The organism is Chitinophaga filiformis (assembly GCF_021646545.1).
Lineage (GTDB): Bacteria > Bacteroidota > Bacteroidia > Chitinophagales > Chitinophagaceae > Chitinophaga > Chitinophaga filiformis_A.
Genome location: NZ_JAKIRP010000013.1, coordinates 160,153 through 177,723, shown reverse-complemented (window position 1 = coordinate 177,723; position 17,571 = coordinate 160,153). Strand labels below are relative to the sequence as shown.

The window sequence follows — 17,571 nt, the reverse complement described above, 5'->3', positions numbered from 1 at the left end:
AAATGGATGATCCTACTTTTTGATCAACCAGCTTTCTACCGCTCTCGAAAATTCGGCTACATCGATAGGGTGCCTGCTCGTGATCAGGTTTCCGTCTGTCACCACTGGTTGATCCAATACCGTGCCTCCGGCATTCTTCAAATCCACCTGTATATTCCAGTAACCTGTCAGCGTTTTTCCTTTTAGAATATCAGCAGATGCTAATACCACCGGTGCGTGACAAATAGCGGCAATCAGTTTACCCGACTTATTGAAATCCTGGATGAACTTTATCACATCTTTATCATAACGCAGGTTGTCAGGGTTCCATGCACCACCAGGTATAAATACAGCATCGTAATCATTTACTTTGATCTCGTTTGCAGTATGGTCAAATTTTACCCAGCCAACGGGTTGCAAATACTGGATGGCCATGATATGTGTTTTTGACATTTCCGGATACATCAGGCCATATCTCTCTGGCGCGGGATTGTACTTCGGGGCTACAATATCTACTTTGGCGCCGAGTTGTTTGAAATACCATACCGGACCGAGTAATTCAATTTCCTCGAAACCATCAGCAGCAAGTACGGCGATCTTTTTACCTTTTAATGCAGTCGGGTCCTTTACAGGAGTAAAGAAGAATGCTTTCAATGCCTCATTCCCGGGTGCATTCAAAAGTTGCGATACGGGCATATTCACAACAACCGAGGGTGATCCAAGTTGATTCAATACTGAAAGTTCATGACTGTTCATGGCCGTTGTTTTAACCTGTGCTGTTGCGTTCAATACAGTAAAAGCGCTTACTATACCGACCAGCATGGCTTGATTAAAGAAAATCATTTCATCAATTTTTAATTGTTACATATATCTTTCTTTACTGAAATGGGGCAAATCTTATCAGTTTGTGAAGTCCGGTCTGGAAAGGTTGTTTTTTAATACTGGTGTTCAGATAGTCAATCACCGGTAGTATGGGAGGAAAATTCAGGTGATACTGGAAGGCATCTTCATTCCTGAATTTTTCATAAGTTACAAACTGCGTGCTGTCTTCCTCAAGCTGTGAGAGCTGGTAATTGATAACACCTGGTTCACTTCTGAATTGTGGCATTGCAGTATGATACACCTCTCTGAACTGGCCTTCAGTACCGGCCTTACCATCCACAAATAGCATAATAGTGATAGGGGTATCATCCATCATTGGTTCCCTTCGCCATGCCTGTTTTGAAAGCGGTTCCAAGTCTTTTGCATAGATCGTTTTGGCAGGCTGTGCCAGTTTCTTTTCAGATGATATTCTGATCTGTTTATACCTTATCCCATTTCTCATTTTCTCAAACACAAGCTTACTGTTCCATCTTTCAATGATCCACATTATAGACGGGCTTTCCTTTTCATAGTAGGCCTCTGCCATAATATTATCTTTATTGCGAACAGCATGTTTCACGTACTTACGAATTAACTCACGGAACTTTTTCCCGTGGTCTTTTTTCACATCAAACTGCGTTAATACAACCACGTCCTCCATTCCATCTGTTTTTTGCGCTTTTACATAAATGCTGCTCAGCATAACACACATTGCGAAAATTAAATTTCTTGTCATTGTAAACTGTATTGATTTGATGGTACAAATCCGCTATTGTCCGGCTTTAAGTAGCAACGCTGAAACTGTATGCGGTTCTGCCAGGAAGGGGGAGTGACTTGTGTTCACAGTATACACTGTTTTTATACCCGCCGCAGCTATCATACGATCCTGCAACGCTGGTGAGATCACTATATCCTGCAGTGTCTTGATATATATTTTATCTACCGAGCCGAAACCTTCACTTGTCAGCGTAACCTTGTTGGCGAATGGAATGGCCGGCTCTGCGCGATAGTTGGTCAGCACAAGTTCTTTACTAGCGGGGGAACCATCGTTGATAAATAGATATGTGAGACTGTCGGGTTTTACGTCAAGCGTCAATTGATCGGCTGAAGGTCTCAGCAATGGCCCCAATTTAGAGCCGGGATCCGAATAGGCAAGATCGGTAAGCGCCTGTCCTGTTGTGGGTAGAAATGCTCCTATGTAAACCAGTTTGCTGATCTTATGAGGGATTTTTTCCGCCACACTCGTGATCACCATACCACCCATGCTATGTCCTACGAGAATTACATTGTTGTCAGTTGCTGAAATAGCATTGATCACGCTGTCTCTGTATACATTAAGGCTCAACAGATGTGGAGCGGTTGTGTCGGAACCGTGACCTGGCAGTTTCACTACGATCACTTTGTTGCCACTTTCAACAAGATCGGCCCGCACAGAATCCCAAACGTAGGAAGCCTGCCATGCGCCATGTACCAGTACATAAACTTTGGGAGTAGTGGCGGGTTCTTTTTTATGATTAGCGCATGAGGCTACTGTTGCGATAATCGCAACAGTAGAAAGCAGTGATATAATGGCTTTTTTCATTTAAGTTGTTTGATTTTGCTACAATACTTGCAAATGCCTGGCCTTCCTGTTTCAGACGTCTCAGGTTTTGCCTTGTCTGAGATTACTTATTAGTCAGCTTACTAATTCAGGTGCAGGAATATCAAATCCATTTAAAATAATTGCTATAAGACAATAACCTCCAATGAGAAAGAAAAGCTCTGCCACAGCGTCCTGCCCAAGCAGCTGAACAGCCCTTTTGTAAGTGGAATCGGGTACAACATGTCCGGAGACCAGCACACGCGCAATATTGTGGGCGATAGCTTGCTGTTCATTTAAACCATGGGGATGATTGCCGGCGGCAAGCGAAGCGACAACATCGGCCGAAAGCCCAAATGCTTCGGCCATGATCTCGTGTGCATATATTTCGAAGCGTGCGCCAAAAGATGCCCCGACGGTTAATATAGCTACCTCGCGAACACTCTTGTCAAGCGTTGCATGCATGTCGAGCGTTTTTAGAAAACTCAACGCCGGAATGCCGAACTTCGGATAGTGTAACATGGCTGGGAATGGGCCAAGTAATGCACCTTGCGTATCCGTCATTTTTACCTGGCTTTGACTTCGGCCAACGAGATTCGCGATCTCATCATGTACTGAACGGGCTTCGCTACTAAGTGTATCCGGTGGTAATGGTTGTAGACGCATGATTTAGTTTTTAGGGTGCGCAATTTCAGCCGTAAATTCACCATCGATCAATATAAACACCATACGGCAGATCTTGCCCGAGCGGTTGGCCCACGCATGGTTGGTACCATTTTGAATAATGATATCACCAGCCTGAATGACCGTCTCCTCCTGATCAAGCACCAATGTTATTTCTCCTTCCAGCACAATTCCGTAATCAACCGTTTTTGTACGGTGCATCAGTGGATGAGGGGCTGTTTCACCTGAGGTGGAGGCATTTTCATCGCCCATTGATTTGAATTTTGCTGCTGCATCGGCGCCGGTAAGTTTTCGTATTTCGTCACCTTCCGGAGGGAATTCAATCACCCGTATGCGCGTACCGTTTTTAGGAGGCGGCAATGTCAGCCCCTTTTCATCAGGCTCCCCCGGTTGTGCGTGGATTAAAGCTGGGGTTTCCAGTGTATGCCATACTTCAAAAAAGGTCGGTCCGCCCGGCCCGCCTACAAGTTGGGTGTGCGTGGGTGGTGCATCGGAAACAATAATGGCTGTACCATCTGTATCATGGCCCGTTATAATACGTCTGAATGTTTTCTGTTGCTGGTTCATAGGGCGGACTTTAATTGCTCGTTGATTTTTTGAAAACAAATACTCCCAGGTAATGGAATAAAACACCGATACCCCATGCGATCGTGGACCACAACGGCCATGGATACGTTCTGTCTGTGAAGTACCATACGATCCACATCACAGGAATGGCAAGCAGGAATACGAGGAGGTGAATTCTGAAACCCTTCTTAGGGTTGATGGAAGCGGCGCTCCATTGATTTGGGTATGTCATACAAATAGTTTTGCCCTATGTTTGCTATTTGTATGCCATTCCGTTACAACGATTGTATGCTGGAGAAAGAAATGTTGTAATGAATTGACAGTAAGATCAATACTAATTTGTCCATAATTGAGAAGGGGAAAAAATACAGGCATGGCGCTCCGATTTTTCGGAGTTTAAGTAATCAAACTCCGAAAAATCGGACTTAATTAATTGAAATCCTGTCTTCTGATATTCAGCCTCGTCATTTTTGATTCGAGGGTAGTGGGTTTTATATTCAATAATTCTGCGGCTCCGTTGGCCCCACGTATACGGCCTTTTGTCTTTTTGAGGATTGAGGTAATATATTCTCTTTCAGTTTCCTGCTGAATATGCTTTAGTCCATCAAATGTATTAATCCCGGCTTTTTCATCAGCATTAAAAGGTGCCGATGAAAGGTCTCGCATTAATTGCAATTTCGATCTGCCATCATTAAGAACAACCGATTGTTCTACAACATTCTCAAGCTCCCGAATATTTCCAGGCCAGTTGTATGCGCATATTTTTTCGATCATTGCGTCTGAAATCCCATTAAAGGGTTTATTGAATGCCGTGCAAAATTTATTGCCGAAGAATAATGCTAATGCTGCTATATCCGTTTTACGTTCACGCAATGGTGGCAGGGTGATAGGAAAAACGTTCAGCCGGTAATATAGGTCAAGCCTGAACCTTCCTTCGGCCACTTCTTTTTCAAGGTTACGGTTAGTGGCAGCAACAATGCGAACATTAACCTTTACAGGGGAATTGCCGCCAACGTATTCGATCTCCCTTTCCTGTAACACACGTAGTAATTTCGTTTGCACGACGAGTGGCAGTTCTCCGATTTCGTCTAAAAAGATAGTTCCACCTTCAGCTTGCTCGAACTTCCCCTTTCTTTTTTCGATGGCACCTGTAAATGCACCTTTTTCATGACCGAACAACTCAGATTCTACCAGTGTTTCAGGAATAGCTGCGCAATTCACCTTAATAAATGGTCCCTTTTTCCTGGGTGAAAGCTCATGAATGGATTGAGCTACTTTTTCCTTGCCCGTGCCGCTCTCGCCTAATATCAGAACGGATGTGTTGTAAGGCGCCACCTGTGTTGCAAGATCTAATGCAGATAACAAAAGATGATGATTCCCGACAATGTTCCTGAACCCGGAATAGAACTCCGCTTCGTTTTGTTTTCTGTCCCGAGACATGGGCCGGTAATTCGCTGCAGGTGATGACGTCTCATAATAGATGATTTTTTCCGCCAGATCTGCCAGCCATGATTTCAAGCGGTTCAGAAAGGTAAGATGAGTTTTACTGTAGATAGCAGGCTGCCGGCTATAAAAGGAATAATGGACCGATAATCCATAGCCGGGCGAAACCGGAAATACCAGATATGTTTGCATTCGCAAACCATTTAACAATGTTCTTTGCAGGGAATTGTTCCGGGAATTATCGTTTGGTACTCCGCTGCTATAAATGTACCCCTCGCTGTCGGCAGGGCTGTTTTCAATAACAGCATTAAAAGCCCCTTTACCTAAACCTGTCATGGTGATCAGTTCTTTTTCACCAATATGCTGGTATTCATCAAAACCAACGCGTAAATAACCAATATCAGTAAAACGTTCAGCACTGAGTGGTCTTACGCCGGTTGCCATAAAATCGAACGGTATAAAAGATTGAATAGCCCTGGCCAATTTCAATAATTTGAACTGAATATCAGCATCCTCATTACTTATTTCGCTCAGAAGTTTGTACAAACACTCTTCCTGCCTCAATTTTGACTCAAGGCTATGTGTGTGACGATACCATGCAATATCTAAGGTGATCAGCAGATCTTTTTCCCTGAATGGTTTAACCAGAAAACCGTAAGGCTCGGTTGTCTTTGCTTCTTCCAGTATTTTTTGGTTCGAGTTGGCAGACACATAAATGAATGCGGTGTTTTCGTTCCTTAGCTTCTTTGCAAGGGTAATTCCGGACTGTTTTCCGTTTAACCGGATATCCAGGATCACCAGGTCTGGTGTTTGCTTTTGCAAATACTCCTCAGCTTCTTCGACTGACACGGCAATTCCTATGACATTGTACCCGGCCCGTGTTAAGATTAATCGCAGGTCATTAGCCACTACAAATTCATCTTCTACTATAAGCAATTTTTTATTCATTGAAACTTGTTGCTTAAGAATTAACAAATGGTTCTTCCGAAATTGGTTTACTCATTACTACAAACCTGATTATTACACTTAGCCCGTTATCACTTACAATATTAACATGCCCGTTTAATTGCCTGGCAAGCCCCCGTACCAGATCAAATCCCAAAGAATTATGTCCCGTCAGATTAAAACCCGTCGGCAGGCCGATGCCATTATCTGAAATATTGAGCAATATGTAATCATCGTCGACGTGCTGCAGATTGATACAGACAATTCCTTCCCGATCGTCGGGAAACGCATACTTAATGGCATTCACGGTACATTCATTGATGATCAATCCAAGCGGAATTGCCTGTGATACCTCAAGATCAATAGGTTCAATGGTTTGTTGAAGAACAATCCGGTTGCCGGTATCAAAGCTGTCATGTAAGTAACTCAGCAGGTCCCTGATGTATTCAGGCATGCTGATAGTGGAAATATTTCCGGATAAATAAAGCTTTTGATGAATAAGTGACATGGCCTGCATCCGCCGCAAGCTATTTTTTATCGCCAGCACTGCTGCGTCATCATTGAGATAGGCAGATTGCGAATTTAGGAGACTGGTCACCATTTGAAGATTGTTCTTTACGCGATGATGGATCTCTTTGATGAGCCACTCTTTTTCTTTCAATAATATATCCTGTTTTGTATTCAGGGTTTCTAAAAAAGTGTTTTTTTGATCTAATTCTTTTTGATGTACCTCCAGCTTACGATTACTTCTATGTTTAAGAAGGTAACGATTGAATAATAATACTACAATGATCACTAATAATGCTACACATGCCAGGGTAATGTTCTTTGTTCGGTTGGCTTGCTCTACGCCAAGGCGCTGTAATTGGTTTTGTTTATTTAGTGATTCAATATCTTTTTCCTTTTTTGCAGTTTCATACTGCACCCTTAACTCTTCCATTTGCCAGCTTTGGGTTTCATTGGAGAGGGAATCGTTCAATGTTTTGTGCCTTAGTAAATGTTGCACGGCAGCAGGATAGTTCCTCATGCCGGAATCAGCCTTAAATAACAGCAGATAAATATCCCTGGCTACAGGAGGCGAATTATTAGCTCCGGCAGTATTCAGCGCCTTTTGCAAATAGACTGCAGCCTTTTCATATTGCAGCTTCCTGATGAAATAATGCCCGATTTCGTAATGGATATCGGTCGTAATTTCATTGTCTTTCTGCAACTGATCGGACAGTTGTATTAATTTAACGTAATATTTTTCGGCCTGTCGTGCTTGTTTTACCGCATTGTAACAAAGTGCTAATGAACTGAGCAGGCATGCTTGTGCATGAACGCCGACGGGTTTGTTTTTTGCGTTGATATCAAGAATATACTCCAGCGCTTCCTTTGTTCTGTTTATTTTTATAAGCTCTCTTGCAAAAAAGAACGCATCCCTGAATATATAAGCGTTGTTATCACCGTTGAATACCCGGCCTCTGAGCGCTTTGGAATACCACTCAACACTTTTGTCTGGCTGGCCCGATTCCCGGTACATATTTGCAAGGCGACTGTAGAAAGTAAGGGCCGAGATAGAATCATGTGTAGCCTCCATACTTTCGATTGCCTTTAACCCATAGAAAGTACACTTATTATAATCGCCTTTGTAGCGGCAGGTTACTGCCAGCAGATCATAAATGTAGTGCAGATCCCGGTAGCCGATCGCTTTGTACAGTTCAAGTACTTGTAGCAATTCTGTTTCTGCAAGATCCGACTCCCCATCCACCAGATGTATATCGGCAATTGTCTTTAATACCCATGCTTGTCTTTCCTGATTACCGCTTTTTTTATAAAGTGAATACATCTTTTCAAAGCAGTAAATCCTGGTTATTCCAGTCTTCTCACGTAACGGAATCAGCGTTGCAAGTTCGTGCCACAGAAGGGCCTCCATTTCCTCATTACCAGGTTTGCTTATCTTCTCGATCGTCTCCTGGTATAGCTTTTTGCTTTGCTGCAAGCCTTCGGTAATAAAGGAATGCATCGCTTTGACATGTATACGCTCGGCTTGCAGTTTTTCAGTCAGATGAACTACTGCAATTTTATTGGCTTGCTCCAAAAAAAGTAGCGAACTATCCAGGTCTCGTTGGGTTCTGTCTGTATGAAAAAGGTAGTGCCGGGCCAATATTATCAGTAAACGAAAGCGGGTTGGTTCATTCACACTACCCAACAGGTTAATAGCTGATCGTATTTCATTTTTTCTGATAAAGGCATCTCCTTTTATTAACATCGACTCGTTCCTGCCATTTTCATACTTTAAACCGTGACTCAGATGCAGGGCTTCCTCTGCGAAGTAGGAGGCACTGTCCAGCTGTGTTCTGGGATTACCGGTTTTATACAAATAATACTCCCTCAGCATATAATATCGACCAAGCTTTAAGAAAAGAGATACACGATTTGTATCCGCTTTGCTTGTCCGAAGTTGTGATACCAATTGTGAATGAACGTTATCTTTTAACTGGGGAAATGATAAAAACGGGAAAAGCGCCAGAATAAAGATGGCGGCAAGTATATAGAATAACGCTTTATTGTTGGGTGACATTTGGTAATCAACAACTTATTTAATTGTTCATTAATGTATTACGCCGTTCGCTGTGATCTCCGGGTACTTTTCCTCCGATGTTGCAGGTCAGTTGTGTGGTGATTTTATGATTGATTGGTTGCAATTTTGAAAAGGACCAATACTAAATTAGCACAAATGATGATCTTTTAAGCATATTATCCTTAGGTCTCAGGCATTATAGCGTTACGGTCTGGGGCCCTGTCCGAATTCTACCTTGCATCCATAGCTTGTAAAGTATTAGCAGAAGGCCTGCCAATGTCAATGTGGCGTACCATTCCCTCCACATCACGTATATTATGGTGAGTTACTCTTTTTAGGAGTGATATACTGAGTATCTTACTGAGTAGATTTGAGATTCGATAGGAGTGGCTTTTTACTAACTTGATAAGAAGCCCGGGTACATCCCCCCGTCTTAAACCGTATATTTATACTCATAAATCCACCAATTATGAAAACACTTACCAAACTCCTCTTTGCACTGTTATTCACGTTCGTAACCATCGCCCAATCAAAGGCCCAATCAGAAGTGATCGGGGCGTGGCAATCCAGGTCTGGTCCTACCACTTTCCTGATGCTGGTGACTCCTTTCTATTACAGTATCACAGTTTATGACACCGCCGGTTTTAAATCCACAATGGGAGGCACCTGGGCAGTATCATCGAATAACATTGGCATCACTACGATCGAGTTCTGTTCAGCGGACCCATCACAGGTGGGGAAACAGCTGGAAGCTAATGCTGACTTTAAAGGGGATCAGCTGGAAACTGTAATGAGTGGCCAGAAGATAGCCTGGACGAGGATAGACTACGGCAACAGCGAAATGGCCGGTGTATGGCAGATAACCGGCAGAGAGGTCAATGGGGCAATGAACACGATGAAACCGGGCGATAGAAAAACGATCAAGATACTTACCAACACCAAATTCCAATGGATCGCCATGAATACGAAGACAGGCGAGTTCTTTGGTACGGGCGGCGGAAGCTACACTTTCAAAGACGGTGTCTATACAGAGAACATAGAATTCTTTTCAAGAGATAACAGCAGAGTCGGCGCGTCTCTCTCCTTTAAAGGCAGCGTAAACGGCGACAAATGGGATCACAGCGGTAAAAGCTCCAAAGGTGATCCTATCCATGAGGAATGGACACGAAAGTGATGATGGCGTATATGAATTCTATGTTAACATACTGAAACCATATTGCATTGATTTGGGCCCAATTTTATTTTCGCGCTTATGAAACCTATATGTACTGGCATTCTAATGCTATTGTTGTGTTGTTTTGCCCATTCACAACTATCCGCTCAGACAACCCAGGCCTCCATTACCGGCGTTGTCACTGATGAAACCAAACAGCTCATTCCCGGGGCGTCTGTGCTTGTAAGGAATGAATCTACCGGCTTTAGTACCCGAACCGTCACTAATGCCAAAGGCGAATTCTCGCTGAAGGAATTACCTCTCGGCGGACCATACACCATCACGGTATCTTTTGTTGGATATAGTGAACAGAAGCGTACAGGTTATTCCCTCAACCAGGGCGACCTTGTAAGGGTGAATGTCGAGATGAGATCTTCCACTGTCAGCATGAATGAGATCATTGTAAGCGGTAGTGGGCTCAAGAACAAAACGGAGAACTTCGGAGCCGCTACGACCGTGACAGCCCGAGATATTGCGCGACTGCCGGTGAATGGCCGTAACTTCTCTTCACTGATAGATCTGTCTCCTTTGAGCAATGGCAGTAACCTGGCTGGTCAGCTGGGATCTTCTACTAATATTACCATCGATGGTACTACCGCTAAAAACCCGACTTCCAGTAGTGGAACGAATACCCGTATCGGCGGACCATACGCGCTGTCTATGGAAGCGATCAGGGAGTTCAAAGTGGTAACTAACCAGTATGATGTTACTTTCGGCCGTAGCGGTGGCGGTACTATCAGTACAGTAACAAAAGCAGGTACCAACACCTTCTCCGGTAGCGCGTTCCTGTATTACAGGGGAGATGTTTTGTCAAGTGATTACGACATCCGCGGAGCGAAAAGAGTGAATGACTTCTCTACAAAACAATATGGTTTCTCCTTAGGAGGACCAATTATCAAAGATAAGGCGCATTTCTTCGTGGCCTGGGACCATCAGGCTGATGCCCGTCCGCTGCTGCTGGCCGATATTCAGTCGCCTGCTGATGAGAAACGTCTGAGTGTTACCAGGTCGACGCTGGATAATTTCCTGACAATTGCACGTGGTAAGTATGGTGTAGCCAATGCACCGCAGTTCGGATCATTCGATAAGAAGAGAGGTACTGATGCCGTGTTCGCACGTATTGACCTGCAGCTGAGCGAGAAGAGCTTGCTGACATTGCGTGACAACTATATCAGCGACCGTGCTCCGCTGGGACGCGATGATAATACCGCCATCAACCTGTATGAAGTATATGCAGACGCCAAGGCGGTTAATAACAGTATCCTGGCTACCTTGCGTACAGTGCTGAACCCACGCCTGACCAACGAGCTGAAAGTACAGCACCTGTATACATTTGAAGAGAGCACACCCGGCGCTCAGCTGCCCGGTAAGAATATACCTCGTGGTATTGTTGAACGCGTGCAATCTGTAGTGGGTACTGACACGGTGTATACGTCTATCCAGTTCGGCGGACAGCGTTATTCTCCTGAACATTTCTATAACCATGTCGTGCAGCTGGTTGACAACGTATATTTCAGCACAAATAAGGCGAACTATACATTTGGTGTTGACCTCCAGTACAGTCATATGAACTCATTGTACGGGAGTGAAATGAACGGACGCTTCTATTTTACAGGTATGGATAATTTCAACAACATGAAACCTTACCGTTATGCGCGTGAGGTAGCGTTGGCAGACGATCCGAGTGTGAAACAGAATATTATCAGCAGCGCGTTGTATGCACAAATGCAGACAAAGCTGTTCCCCGGCTTTGAAATGATTGCGGGTATCCGGGCTGATTACACTACCTACCTGAACAAACCTAACTTCAACGAAACAGTATACCAGGACCTTGGCCTGCGTACCGACAACTCGCTGAAGACGTTCCAGGTGCAACCACGCCTTCAGTTCAACTGGGATATCAATGAGAAACATAAGGATTATCTGCGCTTCGGAGCAGCTATTTTCGGCTCTGATATCAATAACTACGCGATGATCAACAATATGCTGTTTGACGGTACAAAGGTACTTACTGTAGATGTGCAGGGCGCCAGCGTTCCTGCTCCTAATTTCGTGGAGTATCGTAAGAACCCATCCTCGGCACCTGGCAAGGAACTGTTCGATCAACTGGGCCTGGCCCGTCAGGGTACTATCAACATGAATGGTAAAAACGCGCGGATCCCTGTAGTATACAAAGCGAATATTTCCTACAACCACTTCTTTACAGATCGCTTTAAGATGGGGATTACCGGTTTTGTGACCCTGGCACGTCACAATTATATGTATGTTGATCGTAACATGGTGGACCAACCGTTCTTCCGCCTGGCTAATGAAGGCAACCGTGGTGTATATGTGCCGGATAGCACGATCACTGTAAGTAATGGTGCTACCGACTGGATGAAGGGACGTAAGAGCAACCGCGTAGGCCGTGTGCTGGAACTGAACAGTGAGGGTAGGGTGAACCAGTTCGCCTTCGTGATAGACGGTACTTACCGCTACTGGAAAGATGGTGAAGTATCTTTCAGTTATACCTGGAATGATTCCAAAGACAATACCTCTTACAACGGTGATGTGGCGAATACAGCAACATTGTCCCTGATGGTAAAAGATGATCCCCGCGACCTGCGTACCATGTCTTATTCCGACAACCAGTTCCGTCATAAAGTAGTGTTCTATGGAACGCTGCCTACTTTCTGGGGCATTAATGTGGGCATCCGCTACTCCGGTATAGGTGGTACACGCTACTCTCTCGCCGTAGGTGGTAACGTGAATGGCGATTTCGTTGCCTCTAACGACCTCGCTTACATCTTCGATGTGAAAGACCAGAGCGTTCCCGAAAAGATCCGTAAAGGTATTCAGGGAATTCTCGACAATCCTCTGGCATCAGAAAGCGTGAAAGATTACATCAGGAAGAGCAGTGGTAAGATTGCTGAAAGGAATGGCGGTGTAAATGGCTTTTATGGCATCTGGGACCTGAGAATAGGTACAAAGATCAAAACCTATAAGACGCAGTATATCGAGCTGTCAGGCGATTTCTTTAATGTGGCCAACATGCTGAACAAGGAATGGGGCGCCATCAAAACACTGGGTAAGCAGAACATCTATTCACTGGGTGGTTTTGACAGGGCTACTTCAACTTATAAGTATAACGTTAACGTGAATACCGGCGTTGTAGTACCTTCCGGTAATCCATGGCAGATACAGATCGGTATCAGATACGGGTTCTGATTGATACACCTTTACAATATGAAGGGCTGCTTCAGAAATGAAGCGGCCCTTTCTTTATAACTAACACAGACAAAAAAACTATTTGATACCCAGCTTCTGTTTGGCTGCTGAAAGCAAGTCCTCACAGGTGGCAGTTACAACAATATCTTTAGAGCTATCCAGCACACAGACAATCCCTTTTTCTGTTGCCAGGTCAGATACTGCCTTTTTAGCTCTGGCAAGGATGGGGGCTGTCAGCTCCTGTTCACGGGCAGTGAGCTTCTGTTCCATGCGCGCCCTGTACTCTTCTATATTGTTTTTGGCCGTTTCCAGTTGTTTCATCCTGATCTCTTTCATATCTGGTTTTAAGGTCGGTTCATCTGCCTGGAACTTTGCCGCCATTTGCTGAAATTCGTTGACAAGTGCCTGTCCGTCTTTCGACAGTTCATCCTGATACACCTGCAGTGTGTCATATGCGCGTTTTGCCTCTGGCATACTGGTTACCAGCTGCTGCATATTGATGTAGGCGATCTTTGTCTGAGCGTGACTGCGTGTAGTAAAAAAGGTGGCAAAGGCTGATAAAAACAATGCGATTGTACAGTTATTTAGCATAAATAGTTGATTTAATTGATGCCGTAAGTTGTACAATGATATTGTAATAAAAAGTTAAGGGAACGATAAAGGAAAGTTAAGCAGGCTCCTGTATACTGTAGTATGCGGTTAATTGCCTGATTGAGGGAAATAGGAGAGGGGGAAAGCAATATCAGGCAGTGGGGGAATTATGAAGAAAGGCGTAATGCGACGCCTTTCTTCATAATGACTAAAACGCTATTTTTTCTGGTCCTTGCCGATCTTATCGAGCATGGCATTCAGCGGTTTTATTTTACTGAATACGTGACTTAATGCGCCGGGCTGTAATGAATTATGACTGTGGCAGGTAAAGCATGTGTGGCTGGTAGACTGGAAGTACGTCTCCATTGTACTGTTGGCTAACAGGCTTGTTCCAATAGCCAGTCCTGAAATGGAATCTCTTGGATTATAGACGCCACCATTTGGCGCAGAACCTCCAGATGTCCATATAGCGCCAACGAACACATAGTTTTTCCTGAGGTCATTACCCGGTATCATCCCCCTGATCGCGTTGTTAATAGCGATAAGTTCAGTATTGGAAGCCGAGGCACTGGTGTCCTGCTGGTTAGGTATTGAGTCAATAGCAGCGCCAAATGGGAACATGCGCTGTGTATTGCTGGGGCCTATGCCATGACCGGGACTTGCTGCCGTCAGGGATTGATTGGTGGTGTCATAATTTATATAGTTTACATTGTAAGGCGTATCCGACGCGTTGCTGTTAAATAGCCAGGAACCGGTATCTGCCGCAACCGTTTTAACCTGGCCATTGGTGTTGATATACTGATATGCTGCATTCGGTGTATTGCTCTGGTGCTCGAATGTAGCCCATATCATTTCAGGATGTCCCGCTACACTGCCGACAATATGTATACCGACCAGCGCCAGCTTCGCCTTTTGCTGTCCAGCGGCTTTCCAGAGTGTATCAGACACGGCAGAATAGGTTGGGATCATGGCATCCATCAGGAAGTAGTCCTGCGGATTCGCCAGGCTGTCCGCTATTACCCAGGAGGTTTTCAGTTCCATGGTCAGGGCATTTGAATCTGTAGGGACAGGATATCCACGGCTGATTGCATAGTTGACGATACAGGTCCTTTCTGCCGCAGTAGTTGGAAACTGTTGGCTGGAGATGCTGTCATTCTTAAAATTCGGATCATTGATGGCAGTCAGGTAATAGGCGTACATATCGTTCACCATAGTAATATAATACACCAGTGAATTATTTTGGGCGATCAATGCATTGCGTGTAGCCTGGGTAACTTCTGCATCCACTTCATTGCCGTTAATATCCAGGAGCACATTGCCTGCAGGGGTGGGAAATACGTGGAGTACTTTTTCCGGATGGATCAATCTGGTAACGATCGATGCCTGCTCAATCTTGTTGCCGGCTTTGTCTTTCAGCAGCGCTGGTGTGTGGGCAGCTTTTTCTATATTGCCTAATTCTATCAGTTTACCGGCTTTGTTTTTTAGGGTGATTTTTTCGCCTGCTTTATGGAACATTACTTCAAACAGACGGCCTTTTTTGTCTCTTACAATGGGCAGTCTGTTGGGGCCGTTCTTATCCAGGTTGCTGGTGGCCGTAGGAATGATGCCTGCTGCATGTCTTTCCATTTGTAGTCCGCCGGCCGGATCATCTACTACATTGAAAAATACGGGAGAAGCCATCACGGTGCCTCCATACTGCTCTGAAGAGGATGTGATCCAGAGGAACATGCGTTCTGACCACTGATAGAAATCACAGTTGTTCTGATGGCCGAATGTGACGCTGTTAGCAGGTGTTACCGCGCCGTTTTCCGTCGCTGTACCGCTTTGAAACCAGGTATTAAATGTGTCTTTTGACACCGTGCAGGTGGCCATGGCATCCTGAGGTAGCTGAATGCTGGAATAAGGCGCATTCCCAACGGCGCTCTCCGTGGTTTTGTTACTGTTACTGCTGTTACAGGCGCCCAGCCATATGAGGGTTACGGCTGCCATGAGGGTAATACCGACAATTACGTTTTTTTTCATGTTGCTTGTGTGTTTTTTTAACGTGAGTTGTATGCAGGAAATCGGATGAAGCAACAGCCACGGCTAATTATACTACAGGATAGTATAGATCAAACAGGGTGGTGATGTTACCTGTACTTTGGGTTATGCGTTTTCAGGAAGTGGGAAAGATGTATTCTTTTGAGTTGTCGTAATTGGAATAAATATAGGACATATTACATTAAAGGATCAATAATTTTTTTTATTGCTTCTTTAAGTTTTTGCATTCAAACTGTTACATTGGTGGATACCGTCTACTCAGCAGCAATTTACACCTTCGTTCCCGGCTTTCTGCTACCCGGACCTCCTCCATCTGCCGCAATAAAAAAAGGCGTACCACATGTGTGATACGCCCCGACTATAAGATAGTTATTACCTATGCGCTGATCTTAAATGCCGCACTGTATTTTAAGCCACTTTTCTCCTGAATACTCTTCGGTATCTTAATAGTCAATTGACCATCCTTCAAAGCCCATTGCAGTTTTGCTTTGGTACCTAACAATGTCACACGACTGATCTTTTTGATATCCTGTACGGCAAAGGTGACTTCCGCCGGCAGTTTTACATCATCGCTGTCAGAAAGATAATAGGCATACAGGGAATGCTGGTCTTTCGACTGTGTGAAGTAAATATTCTTATCTGAATAAGGCGCTACTGGTCTTGAACCATGGATGCCTTCTCCGTTGATGTCCATCCACCTGCCCATATCTTCCAGGCGTTTATACGCTTCCGGCGCCCAGTCTCCTTTGTCGCTGGGACCGATATTCAGGAGGAAGTTCCCCCCTCTTGACACGATCTTCACCAGCAGGGATACCAGCTCACGGGAAGGCTTGTAGGTGTCCCGCGGACTGTAACTCCAGGAATAACCCATTGTCATACAGGTTTCCCATGGATAAGGCAGTGGCTTGTCGGGAATGGATTGTTCCGGTGTGGTATAGTTCTCAAATTCACCGGGAACAGTTCTGTCCACGATGATCAGTCCTGGCTGATGACTGCGGGCCATTTTGGCAATACCTGGCATATCGATGCTTTGTTTGCCATCTGGTCTTACCCAGCCACCATCCAGCCAGAGGATATCGATAGGACCATAACCGGTCATCAGTTCCTGAATCTGATTGTAGGTGAAGTTATTGAACCGCTGCCAGCGTTCAGGGAACTTCTTAATATCATAGTTGACGTGTTCGTCTTTAGGCGGATAATATTTCCACCAGAAATCCTGGCTATGCCAGTCAGGTTTGGAGAAATAAGCACCGATCATAAAACTGTCCTTCCTGAACGCGTCAAAGATCTCTTTGGTCACATTGCTGCGCGGATTCTTTGAGAAAGGGGTATTCGGACTGGTAATCTTATAATCGGTTTCTTTCGTATCGAACATGCAGAATCCGTCATGGTGTTTGGTCGTGAAAACCACATAACGCATACCGGCAGCTTTGGCGGCTTTCTCCCATTTCTCAGGGTTGAAATCTACCGGATTAAAATCGTACTGCAGATGTTCGTATGCGCTTCTGTAGGTGTTATAATCATCGCTGTAAGGACCTTTCCTTACCACCCAGTCAACAGGGCAGATACTCCAGCTTTCCACCTCTCCCCAGAGGGTATAGGTGCCCCAGTGCATGAACAGCCCGAAACGCTGGTCCTGCCATTTGGAGAGTTTTCTGATCACTAAAGGATCTTTTGGAGCCTGGTAGTCTTTCGACATTTCATGTACCCCTTCTTTTTCCTGTGCTGATGCGAATTTTCCCGGCATGATGCCTGCTAATAACAGCGGGAAAATGACCAATAATTTCCTCATGTATAGACCTGTTTAAATAAAATTGTGATGCAGCTGTAAGATCCCCGAATTGGCTTGTCCAGGATGTGCATATTTTACCTGATGCTGATGACCTTTTATCTTTTTAA

13 protein-coding genes are annotated in these 17,571 nt (G+C 44.7%); 2 read left to right on the top strand and 11 right to left on the bottom strand.

Annotation, left to right across the window (positions count from 1 at the left end; all coding sequences use genetic code 11):
- Positions 1-12 precede the first annotated feature (12 nt).
- From L3C95_RS26045 to L3C95_RS26010, 8 genes are all read right to left on the bottom strand, one after another.
- The gene (locus L3C95_RS26045) at positions 13-822 is read right to left on the bottom strand and encodes a DJ-1/PfpI/YhbO family deglycase/protease (protein WP_236392309.1); all 810 of its coding nucleotides are present in this window, start codon (positions 820-822) and stop codon (positions 13-15) included.
- Between the two features lie 34 nt (positions 823-856).
- Positions 857-1,576, bottom strand: a complete 720-nt coding sequence (locus tag L3C95_RS26040) for a putative quinol monooxygenase (protein WP_236392307.1) — start codon at positions 1,574-1,576, stop codon at positions 857-859.
- 33 nt (positions 1,577-1,609) lie between these two features.
- On the bottom strand, positions 1,610-2,422 hold the full coding sequence (locus tag L3C95_RS26035; RefSeq protein ID WP_236392306.1) for an alpha/beta fold hydrolase: 813 nt from the start codon (positions 2,420-2,422) through the stop codon (positions 1,610-1,612).
- A 93-nt stretch (positions 2,423-2,515) separates the two neighbouring features.
- The gene (locus tag L3C95_RS26030) at positions 2,516-3,085 is read right to left on the bottom strand and encodes a carboxymuconolactone decarboxylase family protein (RefSeq protein ID WP_236392304.1); all 570 of its coding nucleotides are present in this window, start codon (positions 3,083-3,085) and stop codon (positions 2,516-2,518) included.
- A 3-nt stretch (positions 3,086-3,088) separates the two neighbouring features.
- Positions 3,089-3,670, bottom strand: a complete 582-nt coding sequence (locus L3C95_RS26025; protein WP_236392302.1) for a cupin domain-containing protein — start codon at positions 3,668-3,670, stop codon at positions 3,089-3,091.
- A 10-nt stretch (positions 3,671-3,680) separates the two neighbouring features.
- Positions 3,681-3,902, bottom strand: coding sequence for a 2TM domain-containing protein (locus L3C95_RS26020; protein WP_236392301.1), 222 nt, complete (start codon positions 3,900-3,902; stop codon positions 3,681-3,683).
- 197 nt (positions 3,903-4,099) lie between these two features.
- Positions 4,100-6,061 (bottom strand): sigma 54-interacting response regulator, encoded by a 1,962-nt coding sequence (locus tag L3C95_RS26015; protein WP_236392299.1) that lies wholly within the window; start codon positions 6,059-6,061, stop codon positions 4,100-4,102.
- Between the two features lie 13 nt (positions 6,062-6,074).
- On the bottom strand, positions 6,075-8,621 hold the full coding sequence (locus L3C95_RS26010; protein WP_236392297.1) for a histidine kinase dimerization/phosphoacceptor domain -containing protein: 2,547 nt from the start codon (positions 8,619-8,621) through the stop codon (positions 6,075-6,077).
- 469 nt (positions 8,622-9,090) lie between these two features.
- Here L3C95_RS26010 and L3C95_RS26005 point away from each other — a divergent pair, with 469 nt between their 5' ends.
- Both L3C95_RS26005 and L3C95_RS26000 read left to right on the top strand, forming a co-directional pair.
- Positions 9,091-9,795: a hypothetical protein gene (locus L3C95_RS26005; RefSeq protein WP_236392295.1), complete on the top strand. Its 705-nt coding sequence runs from the start codon at positions 9,091-9,093 to the stop codon at positions 9,793-9,795.
- 78 nt (positions 9,796-9,873) lie between these two features.
- Positions 9,874-13,041 carry a TonB-dependent receptor gene (locus L3C95_RS26000; protein ID WP_236392292.1) on the top strand — a complete coding sequence of 1,056 codons (3,168 nt, stop codon included), beginning with the start codon at positions 9,874-9,876 and terminating at the stop codon, positions 13,039-13,041.
- Positions 13,042-13,119: 78 nt separating this feature from the next.
- On the opposite strand, the gene L3C95_RS25995 is transcribed toward L3C95_RS26000, so the two are convergent.
- The 3 genes from L3C95_RS25995 to L3C95_RS25985 form a co-directional block, all read right to left on the bottom strand.
- Entirely contained in the window at positions 13,120-13,632 is a 513-nt protein-coding gene (locus tag L3C95_RS25995) for an OmpH family outer membrane protein (RefSeq protein WP_236392291.1), read from the bottom strand.
- 216 nt (positions 13,633-13,848) lie between these two features.
- The gene (locus tag L3C95_RS25990; RefSeq protein ID WP_236392289.1) at positions 13,849-15,654 is read right to left on the bottom strand and encodes a hypothetical protein; all 1,806 of its coding nucleotides are present in this window, start codon (positions 15,652-15,654) and stop codon (positions 13,849-13,851) included.
- 394 nt (positions 15,655-16,048) lie between these two features.
- Positions 16,049-17,464, bottom strand: coding sequence for an alpha-L-fucosidase (locus tag L3C95_RS25985; protein WP_236392287.1), 1,416 nt, complete (start codon positions 17,462-17,464; stop codon positions 16,049-16,051).
- Between the last annotated feature and the right edge of the window lie 107 nt (positions 17,465-17,571).